This window comes from Streptomyces sp. NPDC001732 (assembly GCF_053596315.1).
This window is the reverse complement of the sequence record NZ_JBSFFY010000003.1, coordinates 103599-119497: the sequence shown is the minus strand read 5'-3', so window position 1 is coordinate 119497 and position 15899 is coordinate 103599. Positions and strand designations below refer to the sequence as shown.

The window sequence follows — 15899 nt, the reverse complement described above, 5'->3', positions numbered from 1 at the left end:
GACGACGGGGAACCCGACCGCTGGAACGAGGTGTCCCGCCGCCTCCACGTGCCGTTCCACCAGGGCGTCGTGAGCCAGTTCGAGGGATACGGGGAACTGGCGGAGCTCGACCGGGAGACGTACCGGGCCCGCTACGGGGACATCCGCCGGCTCGACCGCGTCCTGGAGGCCGAGGGCGACACCGTCAACCGCTACCAGGCGTCGAAACAGGCCGACACCCTCATGCTCGGCTGCCCGCCTGGGGACAAAGGTCCCCGCCTCGCCGAGGGGGCCGCTCACCGTCGTTCTGCCGGGAGGGCGGCGGTCCGCCGTCACACCGGGGGAGGAACGGTGGTTCCGGCCGTGAGCGTCCGCCCCGCGAGCGGGCCCGGTTCGCCGCCGGCCTCGCCGGGGCCGTCGGACCGTACGGCGGCGAGATGCCGGGGGCATCGGGACGGTCACCCGGAAAAGCCGTGGACCGTCCGCGCGGACGGGGCGAGGCGGGTGTCCTCCTCACGGACGGACAGCCGGTCCACGACGGCGACGACCCCCTCCACGTGCCCGGCGAGCCGCAGGAGCATCACGGCCTGGCTCCGGCTCCGGACACGGCCGGCGAGGGTCACCGCACCGTCCAGCACGTGCACGTCCACCGCGTCCTCGGGCAGATCCATGGCATCCGCGAGGACGTCCTCCCGGATGCGGTGCCGGATCTCCGCGTCCGGACGGAGGAAGACGTGGAGCAGGTCACGGCGGGTCACGATGCCCACCAGCCGCTCCTCCTCGTCGACCACGGGAAGACGCGCCACCCCGCGGCGCACCATCAGCCGGGCCGCGTCCGCCACCGACTCCTCGGCGTGCACCGTGACGGCCGGCACGGACATCAGTTCCAGGGCGGTGAGCATCCGGCGGGCCAGGAGGTCGCTCCCGGAGACGACCCCGACGACATGATCGTCCTCGTCCACGACGGGCAGCCCGCCGATGTCGTGCTCCGCGAGCAGCTTCGCCACCTCCCCGAACGACGTCTTCGGAAGGACGGAGACCACGTCGTCGGTCATCAGGCCGCCGACCTTCATGCGCTTCATCGCGGGCCTCCTGTTCGCGCCGTCGACGGTGGCCGCCCCCGTGTCCCCACCGTCCACCGCCCGCCGGGCGTCCGCGAGGGGCCGAACGGTCCTTCCGCCGGGCCCGACCGGGCCCCGGCCGGTGCCCTGCCGCCACCCGGGGGACCTTTGGCCCCACCTGTGCCCCCAGCGGCCCTCCGGCCTCAGGGCGCCGGGTGCGAGGGTGGGAGCAGCCCTCGTGGACCCGGCGAGGAGGAACCACCGGCCGTCGAGGCACCGGAAGGGCCGTTGTCGACGCGGACGGAACACGGTCCGCCCCGAACGGCACGCCCGACGGCCGGCGGGCCTCCGGGCTCCCCGGACCGATCCCGGCCGGAGCGCGCCCACCCTGCCGCGACACGCCCGCTGCCCGGTGGCGCCCGTCCCCGGTGCGGGCGCCGGAGAAGGGAGCACATCATGGCCGCCGGCACGGAACGCCGCGACATCGTCGTCGGCATCGACCCCGTCCGCACCGGGCATCTCCCCCTGGCCTGGGCGGTCGACGAGGCACACCGGCGCGGACTGGCGCTCCGCCTCGTCGTCGCCGTACCGCCGCTGCACGACACGCGGCGCAACGAAGACACCCCCGGGCACCGGGCACGGACCCAGGCGGGGAAGGGCGCGCTGCACGCCGCGGCCGACTGGGCACGGGCCCGGCAACCGGCCACGGGCGTCAGCTCCGCGCTCCTCGACGGGGCCCCGGCAGCCGTGATGGCCGGCTTGTCGCAGGAGGCCGCCATGGTCGTCCTCGGCTCCCGGCACCTCAGCCGCACCGAGGAGTTCCTGAGCGCCGGTTCCGTGGTCGTCCCGGTCACCGCACGGGCGCGGTGCCCCGTCGTCGTTGTGGGCGACGCGGAGCACAGCACGCAGGACCCGGCGTACCTCGTCGTCGGTGTCGACGGCAGCGAGCCATCCCGGGCCGCCCTGGCCCTGGCCTTCGAGGAGGCGGATCTCAGGCACTGCGCGTTGCGTGCCGTCGCGGTCTGGCAGCCGCCCGTCTTCTCCCTCCACACGGGCGACACGCCGTTCCGTGCCGAGCGCCGTCTGCTCTCGGAGACCACCGCGGGATGGGCGGGCAAGTACCCCGACATCCGGCTCACCCACGAAGTGCTCGTCGGTTCGCCCGTCGAGGTGCTCGCGGACGCCGCCGAGCACGCCCTGGCCGTCGTCGTCGGGCGCCGGGGCCGGGGCGGCTACACCGGGATGCGGATCGGATCCGTCGTCCACGGACTGCTGCACCGCGCCCACTGCCCCGTGATCACCGTTCCCACCGGGTGAGAGCGCGCCGCCGACGGCCGCTCGGCCGTCCTCGGCGGCGTCGCCCGGAAGCGGCTGCTCCGCCTCGCCACCGCCCGCGCACCGGCCGGACTCCTCGCCATGCGACCCGTCCGGACCGCGTTCCGACGGACGAGCCCGCCAGGAACGACCGGGGCATCCGGACTACCGTGAAGTCGGGTGCGGCGGGTGTCATGCGCACCGGATGCGACCGGAGGTTTCGATGGGCCGGGAAGACGCCGGGGCTGCGGACCCACGGCTGCCGCAGCTCCGGCTCGACGAGCTGCTCGACGAGCTCCAGGCCCGCATCGACGAGGTACGGGGCACCCGGGACCGCCTCAACGGGCTGCTCGCGGCCGTCATGGCCGTCGGCCGCGAACTCGACCTCCCGCAGGTGCTGCACGACATCATCGAGGCCGCGGTCTCTCTCGTCGACGCCGAGTACGGAGCGCTGGGGGTCATCGGCGAGGACCGGAAGCTCTCCGAGTTCCTCACCGTCGGCATCGACGACGACCTGCACCGGCAGATCGGCGCCCTGCCGTCGGGCCACGGCATCCTCGGCGAGCTGATCCGCCACCCGGAGCCGCTGCGCCTGCCCGAGCTGTCCGAACACCCCGCCTCGTACGGCTTCCCGGCCCACCATCCGCCGATGCACTCGTTCCTCGGCGTCCCCATCCGGGTCCGCGACGAGGTCTTCGGCAACCTCTACCTCACGGAGAAGCACGGAGGGGCCGACTTCGACGCCGAGGACGAGGCCGTCGTGACCACCCTGGCCGGCGCCGCCGGCATCGCGATCGAGAACGCGCGGCTGTACGAGGAGGGCAGGCGTCGGCAGCGGTGGCTTGCCGCGAGCTCCGACTTCACCAGCGCCCTGCTCTCCGGTACGGGAGAGAGCGAGGTCCTGGACGGGATGCTGGAACAGGTGGTGGACATCGCCGACGCCGACACGGGGGTCTTCTACCTGGTGGGCGCGGGCGGCGAGCTGAGGGGCTCGCTGGCCCGGGGCGAGGACGCCGAAGCCCACCGGGGCGTCGTCCTGCCGAGCAGCGAGGGCACCCTGGCGGCCGCCGCCCTGGCGGAGAAGGACGGCCTGGTCACGGTGGCGGACGCCGAGAGCGACGAGCGGGTGAGGGCCCGGACCGAATGCTGGAAGGGGTTCGGTCCCGCGGTGGCGGTCACGGTGGGCACCAGGCAACGCCTGAGCGGCGTGCTGGTCCTCGCCCGGCGCGGCGGCCGTGCGCCCTTCACGGGCGCCGAGACCGCCGCCCTTCCCGGGTTCGCGGGGCAGGCGGCCCTGGCCCTCGAACTGGCCGCCCACCGCCGCGACGCCGAGCAGGTGACCATTCTGGAGGACCGTGACCGGATCGCCCGTGACCTGCACGACCTGGCGATCCAGCGACTCTTCGCCACCGGCATGACCCTGCAGAGCGCCCGGCGTTTCGTCGAACATCCGGAGGCGGTGGACCGGCTGAACCGGGCGATCGACGACCTGGACGCCACCATCAAGATCATCCGGTCGACCATCTTCGGCCTCCGGGAACACGACAGCCCCGGCACCGCGCCGAAACTCAGGAGCCGCATCGTCTCCGCGGTCGACTCGGCCGCGCCGACCCTCGGGTTCGCCCCCGCGCTCCGCATGGAGGGCCTGCTGGACACGGACGTGCCGGTCGAGGTGGCCGACGACGTCGTCGCGGTGATCGGTGAAGCGCTCACCAACGTGGCCCGGCACGCCCGTGCGGGCAGGGCCGAGGTCGCCGTCCTCGCCGAGGCAGGGGGCCTGACCGTGACGGTGGGCGACGACGGAGTGGGCATCCCGCAGGGCCGGACCAACCGAGGGCTGCGCAACCTCTCCGAACGGGCCGAGCGCCTGGGCGGTTCGCTCTCCGTCCGCCCCCTGACGGCGCCCCGAAGCGGCACCCTGCTCGAATGGCGCATCCCCCTGCCGCCGGACCGGGGCACGCGAGCCCGGCATGATCCGAACGAAGGACCCTAACCCTCCTCGGCACCGTCCTCGGGGGCATCGTGCTCATGGGCCTGCGCGGCGATCACGGCCGCCTGCACCCGCCGTTCCACTCCCAGCTTTCCGAGCAGCCGCGAGATGTGGTTCTTGACCGTCTTCTCCGACAGATAGAGCTGCTTGGCGATCTGCCGGTTGGTGAGCCCCTCGCCGATGAGTTCCAGGATCGACCGCTCACGCTCGGACAGCGCGGAGAGGCGTTCGTCCTCCGGCGGCTTCGCCGCTTCGGGGTCCCGCAGGGAACGCATGAGCCGGGCGGTGGTGGCCGGATCGAGCATCGACTGCCCGGTCGCCACGGTCCGGACCGCCGCCACGAGATCGGAGCCCTTGATCTGCTTGAGGACGTACCCCGCCGCCCCCGCCATGATCGCGTCCAGCAGGGCGTCCTCGTCGTCGAACGAGGTCAGCATCAAGCACGCCAGGCCGGGCATCCGCGAGCGCAGCTCCCGGCACACGGTGATCCCGTCGCCGTCGGGCAGCCGCACGTCGAGGACGGCCACGTCCGGCCGCAGAGCAGGCCCCCTGGCCAGGGCCTGGGCCGCCGTGGACGCCTCACCGGCCACCTGCATGCCCGGTGCGTCGTCGATCAGGTCGCGAAGACCCCGGCGGACCACTTCGTGGTCGTCCACGAGAAAGACCCGCGTGGGAGTGTCGGCTGCCGTCAGATCGGTCATGGCGATCCCTGCGGTCGATGGGCACGTACCCGCCCCCACGGGAATTGTCCTTCATGAGGCGCCCGCGTGGGCACCGGGATCCGTCCGGACGCCGACGCCACCCTCCGGCACGCCGACGCCGTTCACCACGGAAGGCGCTTCCCCCCTCTCCGCGTGGCACGATCCGTGCCGCCTCCGGGCACCGGACGGGGCGGGGCCGTCGTACCGGAACTCCTCCCCGGGCGGTGGCCGAGCCGGCCGCCCGGCCGCCGGGAGTCACTCCGGCAGCCGACGCCCCGACGCCGCGAGAGAGGCGTCCCACCCGCGCCGGGGAACGGAGCCCAGGAGCAGCTTCGTGTACGGGTGTTCCGGTGAGTCCAGCACCCGGTCGGTCTGCCCCGTCTCCACGACCCGTCCCCCCTTGAGCACCAGTACCTCGTCCGCGACGTGCCGGACCACGGCGAGGTCGTGCGTGACGAAGAGGTAGGCGATCCCCGCCTCGCGGCGGATCGTGGCGAGCAGATCGAGGATCTGGGCCTGGATGGACACGTCCAGCGCCGCGACCGCCTCGTCGAGTACGAGCACCCGCGGCTCGACCGCGAGAGCCCGCGCGATGGCCACGCGCTGGCGCTGACCGCCGGACAGCCGCCGGGGCAGTGCCGCCGCCTCGCGCTCGCCGAGACCGACCTGGTCCAGGAGCTCCCGCACCCGGGCGGTGCGGGCCGCCGGGGCGAGCCGGGTGTGCAGCCGCAGCACCTCGGCCACGCAGTCCGCCACCGTCACCCGGGGGTCCAGCGAGAGGTACGGGTCCTGGAAGACCATCTGGATCTCCCGGGCGCGGGCCAGGCGTTCGCCCCGGCCGCGGGCCCGCGCCGAGCGGTCCCGGCCGTCGAGGCGCACGGTGCCGCCGTCGGGGCGCTCCAGGCCGACGAGCATCCGCACGGTGGTCGTCTTGCCGCTGCCGGACTCCCCGACGAGGGCGAGACAGGCGCCCGGGGCCAGGGCGAACGACACGTCGTCGACCGCCTGGTGGTCGCCGTACCGCTTGCACAGCCCCTCGACCACGAGGCCGTTCTCCGTCGTCGTCGCGGTCGGTGTCACAGCGTGATCCCTTCGTCGGCGCGGTGGCACGCGGCGAGACCGTCGCCGTACCGCGCCAGTACGGGGGACTCCTCGGCGCAGCGCGGCAGCGCGTGGGCGCAGCGCGCGGCGAAGGCACACCCCGGCGGGGCCTCGGCGAGCGAGACGGGGCGGCCGGGGATGGGCCGGGGCGGCGGGGCATCCCGTTCGATACGGGGCGTGCAGGCGAGCAGCCCCGCCGTGTACGGGTGCCGCGGCCGGTCGAACAGCTCGTCCGTCCGCCGCGTCTCGACGATCCGGCCCGCGTACATCACGTACACGCGGTCGCAGATCGCGGAGGCCAGTTCCAGGTCGTGCGTGACGAACAGGAGGCCGGTGCCGTGCTCGGCCCGCAGCCCGGTGAGGATCGCGATGATCTCGGCCTGGGTCGTGACGTCCAGCGCGGTGGTCGGTTCGTCGGCGACGAGCAGCGCGGGTTCCGACGCGAGTGCCGCGGCGATCACCACGCGTTGCAGCATGCCGCCGGAGAACTGGTGCGGGTAGCGGCGCAGCGCCCCCCGCGGGTCCCGGATGCCGACCGCGCCGAGCAGTTCCTCGGCCCGCGCCGTGGCCGCGGCGGCGGAGGTGCCGGCCGCGCGCAGCCCCTCGGTGAGGAAGTCCCCGACGCGGCGCAGCGGGTTGACGGAGGCACGGGGGTCCTGGAAGACCATGGCGACCCGACGGGCCCGCAGCGCGGCCAGTTCCGCGCGGTCCATGGTGAGCACGTCCCGGCCGGCGACCCGCACCTGGCCGGTGGTGTGCGCGCCGTGCGGCAGCAGGCCGAGCACGCTGCGGCAGGCCACGGACTTGCCGGAGCCGGACTCGCCGACCAGGCCGACGGTCTCTCCCGGGGCGATCTCGAGGCCGACCCCGTCGAGGATCGGACGCGCGGCCCGGTCGCCGGGCAGCCGGACGCCGAGCCCGTCGATCTCCAGGACGGGAGTGTCGCCAAGGGCGCCGGGAGGGGCGCCGGTGTCGTGTGCGGGGGTCTTCCGCTCGGTCATGTGGTTCACCGCTCCCGCCGTGCGATCCGGTCGGCGAGCCCCTCGCCGACGATGCCGAACGCCACCACGGCGAGCACGATGCAGGCCGAGGGCGCGAGAGCGGGCAACATCGCTCCCTGGAGGACGGCCGCCTGACCGTCGTTGATCATGGCGCCCCAGTCGGCGGCCGGGGGCTGGACCCCGAAGCCGAGGTAGGACAGTGCCGCGAGGTCCATCAGCGCGTACCCGAAGTTCATCGCGGACTGCGCGAACACCGTCGGCGCGATGTTGGGCAGCAGGTGCCGCAGGCAGATGGTCCAGCCCGACCAGCCCTGCACCCGGTAGGACTCGATGTAGGGACGGGCCTTCTCCTGCCGGGCGATCCCGCGCACCAGCCGGCCCACGTACGGCGTGTAGGCCACGGCCATGGCGATCACGGGGGCCGTCATGCCGGAACCGATCACGGAGACGAGCAGGATCGCGAGGAGCAGCCCGGGGATCGCGAACACCAGGTCCATCGACCGGGAGAGGAACGTGTCCGCCCAGCCGCCCCGCCAGGCCGCGACCGTGCCGAGCACCGCGCCGAGGAGGGTGGAGACGACGACGATGAGCAGCGGGCCGAGCAGCCCGGTGCGGGCGCCGTGGATCAGCCGGGAGAGGATGTCGCGCCCGGACTGGTCGGTGCCGAGCAGATGGTCGCCCGAGGTCCCGACCAGGCTGGCCGAGAGGTCGAGCGCCTCGGGGTCGTACGGAGCGATGAGCGGGGCGGACAGGGCGACCAGGACGAGTACGGCGAGTACCGCGACGGAGGCCGTGAACAGGGGGCCCTGACCGAGCAGGCGCAGACCGCGCAGGCCCGGACGGCGGGACGGCCCGAGGGGTTTTGTGCGCGCCGCGTCGGCCGCGGTTGCTGGTGAGGTCATGAGGAACCTTCCCCCCGGAGGGACAGACGGGGGTCGATGAGCGGGACGAGCAGGTCGACGACGAGGTTCACCACGGCGAAGGCCGCCACGCTGAGCAGCGTGATGGCCTGGACGACGGCGAAGTCCTTGGCCGTCACCGACTGCACGAGCAGGGAACCGAGGCCGGGGACGTCGAAGGCGGTCTCGACGATCGATGTGCTGATGAGCAGTCCGGCCAGCATCGTTCCGCCGACGGTGACGACGGGGCCGAGCGCGTTGCGCAGGACGTGCCTGCGCACCACGGTCCGCCCCGCGACACCGCGGGCGCGCGCCACCTCCACGTGTTCCCGCCCGAGTTCGTCGAGCATCGCCGAGCGGGTCACCCGCGCGAGCAGCCCCGCGAAGGACAGCGCCAGGGCGAAGGCCGGGAGCGTCAGGTGGTACAGCCGTTCCGTCAGGCCGGAGGGCGTGCCGCCCGGACCGGGGAACCAGCCGAGGCGCACGGAGAAGACCGACACCAGCACGATGGCGGTGACGAACGCGGGCGTCGCGGTGGCCACCCCGGTGCCGATGAGCACGGTGCGGTCGAACGGTCCGGGACGCAGCGCGGCACCGATGCCGGCGGCCACCCCGAGCAGTGCCACGAGCACCGCGGCGTACCCGATGAGCAGCAACGTCCCCGACATGCGGGAGCCGATGAGGGACGAGACGTCCTGGTGGTACTGGGCGGAGCGGCCGAAGTCGCCCTGCAGCGCCGAGCCGAGCCACTTCGCGTACTGCACCGGCAGCGGGTCGTCCAGGTGGTACTGGGCGCGCAGCGACTCCACCGCCTCCGGGGTCGCCGGACGGCCGTGCAGCAGGAAGGACACCGGGTCGCCGGGCGCGAGATGGACGGAGCCGAAGACCACGAGGGAGGTCACGAACAGCACGGCCACCAGGCCGAGCAGTCGTCCGGTGACGAAACGGGTCATCACTTCGCCGCCCCGATGCTTGCCGCCCACGGGTAGTAGAGCTGGGCGATACCGGTCGGCGCACCGGTGATGCGGTTGCCGAGGAAGACCGAGTACGGGGCCTCGTACACCGGGATGACCGGGAGGTCCCGCAGGGCGATCCGCTGGAGGCCGGCGGTCAGTTCGGCACGCTTCTCCGGGTCGGGCTCGGCGTTCGCCCGGTCGAAGGCGGCGTCGAACTCGGGGTTGGAGTAGTTCCCGTAGTTCCCGAAGTCGCCGGTGCGCAGGTACTGGTAGAACTCGATCGGGTCCGGGGTGTTGTCGTAGCCGTTGGTGATCACCAGGTCGAGACCGGCGCGTGCCGACGGGTCGACGAAGATGCTGCTGTACGCGTCCGGGGAGACGGACTTGAGCTCGACGTCGAGGCCGATCTGCCGGCCCGCCCCCTGCACGGCGTTGGCGACGACGCTGATCTCGGGGGCGAGCGTGCTGGTCACCAGCGTGACCTTCTTGCCGTCCGCACCCGCCTCCCGCACCAGTTTCTTCGCCGCGGCGAGGTCGTACTCGGGCTCGGGAAGCACGTCGTAGTACGTGCCGGCGTCGTCCGGGGCCAGCGCCCAGGCACCGCGTGCCGCCGGGGCCTTGGCGGGGACGCCCACACCGCCCGCCGCGGCCTTGATGATCTCCTTGCGGTCGAGCGCCATCGACAGGGCCCTGCGCACCCTGACGTCGCCGAGCGTGCCCTTGAGGTCGAGCACGGAGAGGTCCGCGGCGGCCGTGTTGGGGCCGAACAGGACCTTCCCCCTGCCGCTGCTGCGCAGCTGTGCCAGCGCCGACGACGGCACCATGTAGCCGCCGTCGGCGGTGCCGGAGAGGAACGCGTTGGAGCGCGCCGCCGGGTCCTCGATGAAGGTGAACCTCACGGACTTCGACTTGGGGCTGAGCGAGCGGTCCCAGTAGCCGGGGAACTTCTTCAGCGTCACGCTGTCGCCCCTGGCCCACTTGTCGAGGGCGTACGGGCCGGTGCAGTTGACCCCGCCGTCCGCGGTGCCGTAGTCCTTGCCGGTCTTCTTCAGGTACGCGGCGCTCTCGACGGTGCCGGGCGAGGCGGCCATCATCTCGTGCAGCAGGACATCGGGCTTGGAGAGGCGCAGCGTCACCTCCAACGGGCCCGTCCTGTCGACGGACTTGACGTTCTTGAACGTCGAGGCCCAGGGCGAGCCGACGGCCGGCTCCAGGTGGCGCTTCAGGGAGGCGACCACGTCGTCGGCCGTCATGGTCGTGCCGTCGTGGAACCTGACGCCCGGACGCAGGGTGTAGACGAGCGTGCGCGGGTCGGGACGGTCGTACTTGACCGCGAGGCCGGGCTCGATCCTGTGGTCGGGGGTGACCCGCATCAACTGCTCGCAGACATTGGCGAGGACGGTGTTGGGCGGGTAGTCGTAGGCAAGGGCGTAATCCAGGGTGTACGGCTCCGCGTAGAGGGACCAGGTGACGGAGTCCAGACCGCCCTTCGCGGGCGGCGAGGTCGGCGTGACCTCGTAGTCGGTCACGGCGCCGGTCCGCCGGGAGGTGTCGGCACCGGAACAGGCGGTGGCGAAGACCGCGAGGACAGTGGTGCAGGCGATCAAGGTGGCGGTTCTGCGCATGCGCATGCGGACCAACCCCTTTACGGGTGTTGTGACGGGCGCTGGGAGGATGCAGCGAGTATTAATGCGGGAACGTTCCCGCACAAGACTTTGCGGGAACGGTTTTGCAGAGGTCACGAGGGTGGCAACATCAACCGCATGACCGAAGCCCCACGCCATGCAGGAAAGCCCTCGCAGGTCGGCCCGCGCGTCCGGCTCGTCGACGTCGCCCGCGAGGCGGGCCTCTCGAAGACCACCGTCTCGGCGGCGCTCAACGGCACCGGACGCCTCTCCCCGGCCGTACGGGAGAAGGCGCGCGAAGCCGCACGGAGAATGGGCTACCGGCCCAACGCCACCGCACGCCAGCTGCGCGCGGGACGGGCCCGGCTGATCGGGTACGTGGTCGGGGAGCTCGCCCACGCCCCGTGGACGTTCCTGGAGTCCCCGTACTTCGCCAAGCTGACCGGTGCCACCGCGGCGACCGCGCTCGAACGCGGCTACGCGGTGGTGCTGCTGCCCGCCGGCTCCCTGCAGAGCGAGTGGGCCGAACTGCCGCTCGACGCAGTGGTCGTCGCCGACCCCGTCGCGGGCGACCGGATCGTCGACGACCTGCTGGCCGCCCGTATCCCGGTGTTCAGCGACCGCTCCGTCGAGGGACGCGCGGGCGCCCACTGGGTGGACGTCGACGCCGCGGCGGCGACCCGCGAGACACTGGACCACCTCTGGCGGGAGGGAGCCCGGCGGCCCGCGATGGTGCTGCCCGACAGCACGACCGGATTCCACACGGGGATGCTCGCCGCGTACCGGGACTGGTGCGCCGCGCGTGCGCTGCCGGAGCGGATCACCCGCGCCGCGGCCCCCGGCAACGGGCCGGTCGTCGCGGCGGTCGAGACGGCCCTGGCCGGCACCGGGAAGAAGGGCGAGCGCCCCGACGCCCTGTTCGTGGTCGCCGAGGCGAGCCCGCCCCTCGTCCTGGAGGCGGCCCGCCGGGGCGGCTACGAGGTCCCCGGCGACCTGCTCCTGGTGTGCGTGAGCGAGGACGCGACCGCGGAGCACACCCGGCCGGCGGTGACCACGCTCAGCCTGCGGCCCCGGGAGATCGCCCGTGCAGGCACCGAACTCCTCATGAACGTCCTGGAGCTGGGTCGTACGGAACCGTCCGGCCTGCTGGTGCCCACCCGGCTCGAAGTGCGGGAGTCCTCGCGGCGGTCGCTGCCCGGCTGAGCTGTGCGGCGGCCGAGGCCGCCCCCCGCGCGACCCCGGCCGCCATGTCATCGGTCAGACCGCGTGGACGAGCCGGCCGCCCACGTAGGTCCGCTCCACCCGCGCCGACGCGATGTCCTCGGGCGGCGCGGTGAAGAGGTCCCGGTCCAGGATGACCAGGTCGGCGAGGTTCCCGGCGCGCAGACTGCCCGCGTCGTCGTGGCCGTTCACGTGGGCGGAGCCGGCGGTGTAGGCGGCCAGGGCGGTGGTGAGGTCGATCCGCTGCTCGGGCAGGAAGACCCGGTCGTCGGCGGTCCCGGGCTCCTTGCGGTTCACCGCCACATGGATGCCTTCGAGCGGGTCCGGGCTGCTGACCGGCCAGTCGCTGCCGGCGGCCAGGGTGGCGCCGGAGCGCAGCAGGTCGCCGAAGGGGTACTGCCAGGCGGCGCGTTCGGGGCCGAGGAAGGGGATGGTCAGCTCGTCCATCTGGGGTTCGTGGGCGGCCCACAGCGGCTGGATGTTGGCGATCGCGCCGAGAGGAGCGAAGCGGGAGAGGTCGTCGGGGTGGACGACCTGGAGGTGGGCGAGGTGGTGGCGGTTGCCGCGCCGGCCGTTGGCGGTGAGTGCGGCCTCGACGGCGTCGAGGGCCTCGCGGACGGCGCGGTCGCCCAGCGCGTGGAAGTGGACCTGGAAGTCGAGCGCGTCGAGGCGCGTGACGTACTCCCGCAGCGCGGCGGGGTCGACGAAGCTGAGGCCGCTGTTGGCGGTGGCGCAGCCGCAGCCGTCCAGGTACGGAGTGGTCATCGCGGCGGTGAAGTTCTCCGCGATGCCGTCCTGCATGATCTTCACCGAGCCCGCCCGGAACCGCCCGTGGCTCAACTCATCGCGCCGGGCGACCAGTTCGGGGAGCTGCTCGGTGCCGCGCTCCCGGTCCCACCACAGCGCGCCGGTCACCCGGGCGGTGAGCGAGCCGTCGCGGGCCGCCGTCGCGTAGGCGTCCGACGGATCGGGTTTGCCGTCGAGCACCCCGAGCAGCGCGTCCTGCCAGCCGGTGATGCCCAGGGAGTGCAGCAGCTTCTGGGCGCGCAGCAGTCCGGCGAGCCGGTCCGCCGGGCTGCCCGGCGGAACCAGGCGGGCGACCAGGGTGATCGCACCCTCCTGGAGCATGCCGCTGGGCGTGCCGTCCGGCTCGCGCTCGATCCGGCCGTCGGCGGGGTCGGGGGTGTCGGCGGTGATCCCGGCGAGTTCGAGCGCGCGGGTGTTGACCCAGGCGCCGTGGTGGTCCCGGTTCGACAGGAACACCGGGCGGTCGGCGACCACCGCGTCCAGCAGCTGACGGGTGGGCAGGCCGCCCTCGAAGCTCTCCATCGACCAGCCGCCCCCGGTGATCCACGCGTGGTCGGGGTGGGCCTTCGCGTACGCCCCGATCAGGTCCAGGTACTCGGCGACCCCGACCGTCCCGCTCAGGTCGCACTCGGCCAGCTCGACCCCGCCGCTCACGGCGTGGACATGGGCGTCCTGGAACCCCGGGAGCAGCAGCCTGCCCTTCAGGTCCACGACCTCGGTGGCGGGACCGATGAGATCGCGCACCTCGTCGTGGCCGACGGCGGCGATCCGCTCGCCGACCACGGCGAGGGAGGTCGCCCGGGTGCGGGCCGGATCCATCGTGAGAACGGGGCCGCGGGTGAAGACCAGATCGGCTGTGGTCATGGGCTGCTCCAGACGGGTGGGACGGCGGTCGACACGGGGCGACGGGCGTCGGGGAAAGGGGGCGGGGGTGCCGGGAAGAGGCGACGGGCGTCATGGAATAGGAGAGACGGTTAACACGTCAATGGTGTTGACATAAGATCGGGGCATGACAGAACGGGTGGTTCCCGAAGGCAGGCGGCAGCGCCGCAGGCCCACCAAGCAGGGCGCGGTGCTCTCCGAGCGGCTGATCGTCGAGACCGCGCTGAACCTGATCGCGCAGCACGGCGCCGATGCGCTCTCCGTACGGCGGCTCGGCGCCGCGCTGGGCGCCGACCCCAGTGCGCTGTACCGCTACTTCCGCAACACCGACGCCCTGCTGCTCGCCGTCGCCGACGAACTGATCGGCCGTGCCCAGCAGGGCTGGACCCCGACCGGCTACTGGCGGGCGGACCTGCGCGCCATCGGTCTGCGCATCCACGACTCGTACCGGTCGAACCCCCAGGCGGCCCTGCTCGCGGCGCACCGGACGACCGGCCGCCCCCACGAGATGCGCGCGGTGGAGACGATCCTGGGCGTACTGCGGGAAGCCGGCTTCCCGGACGGGCTCGCGGTGCGGATCTACCACGCCTTCGTGGACCAGGCCCTGGCCTTCGCGGCCCAGGACGCCGCGGCCCTCGCCCTGCCGCCTGCCGCCCAGGCCGCCGACAACGAGGTCTGGCAGGAGGCGTACGGCAGGCTCACCCCGGACACGCACCCGCACATCGCCGCCGCCTTCCCGCTGCTCGCCGCCGACATGAGGGGCAGTGGCTACCCCTTCGCGCTGGAGCTGATGCTCGACGCGGTGGCGGCGCTCAAGCCCGCGGCCGACGAGGGATAGGCGAGCCCGTCCGGGCTTATGTCAACGCCATTGACGTTGATGGGGTCGACGGCGTCTCATGGGCGGTACTTCGGAGGGGCCGCGCTCCGGTCGCCTCCGTGATCCGAAGGAGCGCCACCCGTGAACCCTCTCGTCTCACTCACCGACGCCGCCCCGGCCCCGTTCTGGCTCGACGACCCGCAGCGGCCGGAGCCGCGCCCCGCGCTCGTCGGCGGCACCCGCTGCGACCTGCTCGTCGTCGGCGGGGGCTACACCGGCCTGTGGACCGCCCTCGTCGCCAAGGAACGCGACCCGGGCGCCGACGTGGTGCTCATCGAGGCCGACCGGGTCGGAGGCGCCGCCTCCGGTCGCAACGGCGGATTCTGCGAGGCCAGTCTCACCCACGGGCTGGGCAACGGCCTGGAGCGCTGGCCCGACGAGATCGGACGGCTCGAACGCCTCGGCCGGGAGAACCTCCGGGCGATCGGGGACGCCGTCGCCCGGTACGACATCGACTGCTCCTGGGAACGCACCGGCGCCCTCGACGTCGCCACCGAGCCGTACCAGCTCGACGACCTGGCGGAGGCGGCCGAGGCGTCCGCCCGGTACGGCGGCGATCCGCTCCTGCTCGACGCCGAGGCCGTCCGCGCGGAGATCGACTCGCCGACGTTCCTGGGCGGCGTGTGGAACAAGGACGTGGCGATGGTCAACCCCGCCCGGCTCGCCTGGGGCCTCGAGCGCGCCTGCCTCGACCTCGGTGTCCGGATCTACGAGCACACGCCCGCCACCGGGCTCGACGAGTACGGCGCGGTGATCGCCGTCCGCACCCCCTACGGCCGCGTCACCGCCGGCAGGGTCGCGCTCGCCACCAACGCCCATCCGTCCCCGCTCCGGCGCCACCGTCTGTACACCGTCCCCGTGTACGACTACGCGCTGATGACCGAACCGCTGACCGACGAGCAGTTGGCCTCCGTGGGCTGGCGGAACCGCCAGGGCTTCTCGGACTGCGCCAACAAGTTCCACTACGTACGGCTCTCCGCCGACAACCGCATCCTGTGGGGCGGCTACGACGCGGTCTATCATTACCGGGGCCGGGTCCGCGCCGAACACGACCAGCGGCCCGAGACGTTCGCCACCCTCGCCCGGCACTTCTTCACCACCTTCCCGCAGCTCGAAGGAGTCCGGTTCACGCACGCCTGGGGCGGAGCCATCGACACCAGCACGCGTTTCTGCGTCTTCTTCGACACGAGCCACCGGGGGAAGGTCGCCTACGCGGCCGGGTTCACCGGTCTCGGCGTCGGCGCCAGCCGCTTCGGTGCCGAGACCATGCTCGACCTGCTCGCGGGCGACCGCACCGAGCGCACGGAGCTGGAACTCGTCCGCCGCAAGCCCCTGCCGTTCCCGCCCGAACCCGTCCGCGCCGTCGGCATCGGCATCACCCAGTGGTCCATGGCCCGCGCCGACCGCAACCAGGGCCGCCGCAACGTGTGGCTCAAGACGCTCGACCGCCTCGGCCTCGGCTTCGACAGCTGACCGCCGCCCCAC

13 protein-coding genes and 1 pseudogene are annotated in these 15899 nt (G+C 73.2%); 6 read left to right on the top strand and 8 right to left on the bottom strand.

All coding sequences use genetic code 11. The features are described 5' to 3' along the window. Positions 1–30: 30 nt before the first annotated feature. A pseudogene (locus ACWCXX_RS05515) lies at positions 31–168 on the top strand (hypothetical protein); the annotation flags it as partial. Between the two features lie 269 nt (positions 169–437). Here ACWCXX_RS05515 and ACWCXX_RS05510 read toward each other — a convergent pair. Continuing rightward, on the bottom strand, positions 438–1061 hold the full coding sequence (locus ACWCXX_RS05510; RefSeq protein ID WP_451124582.1) for a CBS domain-containing protein: 624 nt from the start codon (positions 1059–1061) through the stop codon (positions 438–440). A gap of 435 nt (positions 1062–1496) precedes the next feature. Between ACWCXX_RS05510 and ACWCXX_RS05505 the strand changes: the two genes are divergently transcribed. Both ACWCXX_RS05505 and ACWCXX_RS05500 read left to right on the top strand, forming a co-directional pair. Continuing rightward, positions 1497–2357: a universal stress protein gene (locus ACWCXX_RS05505; protein ID WP_451124580.1), complete on the top strand. Its 861-nt coding sequence runs from the start codon at positions 1497–1499 to the stop codon at positions 2355–2357. A gap of 220 nt (positions 2358–2577) precedes the next feature. Then, on the top strand, positions 2578–4347 hold the full coding sequence (locus ACWCXX_RS05500) for a GAF domain-containing protein (protein ID WP_451124578.1): 1770 nt from the start codon (positions 2578–2580) through the stop codon (positions 4345–4347). Here the strand turns inward: ACWCXX_RS05500 and ACWCXX_RS05495 are convergent. From ACWCXX_RS05495 to ACWCXX_RS05470, 6 genes are all read right to left on the bottom strand, one after another. Continuing rightward, positions 4344–5045, bottom strand: a complete 702-nt coding sequence (locus ACWCXX_RS05495) for a response regulator (RefSeq protein WP_451124576.1) — start codon at positions 5043–5045, stop codon at positions 4344–4346. The genes ACWCXX_RS05500 and ACWCXX_RS05495 overlap by 4 nt on opposite strands. Before the next feature lie 255 nt (positions 5046–5300). Beyond that, positions 5301–6125, bottom strand: a complete 825-nt coding sequence (locus tag ACWCXX_RS05490; protein WP_451124574.1) for an ABC transporter ATP-binding protein — start codon at positions 6123–6125, stop codon at positions 5301–5303. Further along, complete coding sequence (locus ACWCXX_RS05485; RefSeq protein WP_451124572.1) at positions 6122–7147, bottom strand: ABC transporter ATP-binding protein; 1026 nt, start codon at positions 7145–7147, stop codon at positions 6122–6124. Before ACWCXX_RS05485 ends, ACWCXX_RS05490 begins: the two co-directional genes overlap by 4 nt. Positions 7148–7152: 5 nt before the next feature. Continuing rightward, positions 7153–8049: an ABC transporter permease gene (locus ACWCXX_RS05480; RefSeq protein WP_451124570.1), complete on the bottom strand. Its 897-nt coding sequence runs from the start codon at positions 8047–8049 to the stop codon at positions 7153–7155. Continuing rightward, on the bottom strand, positions 8046–8999 hold the full coding sequence (locus tag ACWCXX_RS05475) for an ABC transporter permease (RefSeq protein WP_451124568.1): 954 nt from the start codon (positions 8997–8999) through the stop codon (positions 8046–8048). Before ACWCXX_RS05475 ends, ACWCXX_RS05480 begins: the two co-directional genes overlap by 4 nt. Next, entirely contained in the window at positions 8999–10633 is a 1635-nt protein-coding gene (locus ACWCXX_RS05470; protein WP_451124566.1) for an ABC transporter substrate-binding protein, read from the bottom strand. The genes ACWCXX_RS05475 and ACWCXX_RS05470 overlap by 1 nt, the downstream gene beginning before the upstream one ends. Positions 10634–10765: 132 nt before the next feature. Between ACWCXX_RS05470 and ACWCXX_RS05465 the strand changes: the two genes are divergently transcribed. Beyond that, on the top strand, positions 10766–11830 hold the full coding sequence (locus tag ACWCXX_RS05465; RefSeq protein WP_451124564.1) for a LacI family DNA-binding transcriptional regulator: 1065 nt from the start codon (positions 10766–10768) through the stop codon (positions 11828–11830). 54 nt (positions 11831–11884) lie between these two features. Here the strand turns inward: ACWCXX_RS05465 and ACWCXX_RS05460 are convergent, their stop codons facing one another. Further along, positions 11885–13519: an amidohydrolase gene (locus ACWCXX_RS05460; protein WP_451124562.1), complete on the bottom strand. Its 1635-nt coding sequence runs from the start codon at positions 13517–13519 to the stop codon at positions 11885–11887. A gap of 145 nt (positions 13520–13664) precedes the next feature. Between ACWCXX_RS05460 and ACWCXX_RS05455 the strand changes: the two genes are divergently transcribed. Continuing rightward, positions 13665–14375: a TetR/AcrR family transcriptional regulator gene (locus ACWCXX_RS05455; protein ID WP_451124560.1), complete on the top strand. Its 711-nt coding sequence runs from the start codon at positions 13665–13667 to the stop codon at positions 14373–14375. Between the two features lie 120 nt (positions 14376–14495). Further along, entirely contained in the window at positions 14496–15887 is a 1392-nt protein-coding gene (locus ACWCXX_RS05450) for an NAD(P)/FAD-dependent oxidoreductase (RefSeq protein WP_451124558.1), read from the top strand. Positions 15888–15899 lie beyond the last annotated feature (12 nt).

Bases quoted from the DNA above. Each gene is read 5' to 3' on its own strand.
- ACWCXX_RS05495 (WP_451124576.1), bottom strand. From the start codon at position 5,045: ATGACCGATCTGACGGCAGCCGACACTCCCACGCGGGTCTTTCTCGTG.
- ACWCXX_RS05465 (WP_451124564.1), top strand. From the start codon at position 10,766: ATGACCGAAGCCCCACGCCATGCAGGAAAGCCCTCGCAGGTCGGCCCG.
- ACWCXX_RS05470 (WP_451124566.1), bottom strand. From the start codon at position 10,633: ATGCGCATGCGCAGAACCGCCACCTTGATCGCCTGCACCACTGTCCTC.
- ACWCXX_RS05455 (WP_451124560.1), top strand. From the start codon at position 13,665: ATGACAGAACGGGTGGTTCCCGAAGGCAGGCGGCAGCGCCGCAGGCCC.
- ACWCXX_RS05505 (WP_451124580.1), top strand. From the start codon at position 1,497: ATGGCCGCCGGCACGGAACGCCGCGACATCGTCGTCGGCATCGACCCC.
- ACWCXX_RS05510 (WP_451124582.1), bottom strand. From the start codon at position 1,061: ATGAAGCGCATGAAGGTCGGCGGCCTGATGACCGACGACGTGGTCTCC.
- ACWCXX_RS05475 (WP_451124568.1), bottom strand. From the start codon at position 8,999: ATGACCCGTTTCGTCACCGGACGACTGCTCGGCCTGGTGGCCGTGCTG.
- ACWCXX_RS05485 (WP_451124572.1), bottom strand. From the start codon at position 7,147: ATGACCGAGCGGAAGACCCCCGCACACGACACCGGCGCCCCTCCCGGC.
- ACWCXX_RS05460 (WP_451124562.1), bottom strand. From the start codon at position 13,519: ATGACCACAGCCGATCTGGTCTTCACCCGCGGCCCCGTTCTCACGATG.
- ACWCXX_RS05500 (WP_451124578.1), top strand. From the start codon at position 2,578: ATGGGCCGGGAAGACGCCGGGGCTGCGGACCCACGGCTGCCGCAGCTC.
- ACWCXX_RS05480 (WP_451124570.1), bottom strand. From the start codon at position 8,049: ATGACCTCACCAGCAACCGCGGCCGACGCGGCGCGCACAAAACCCCTC.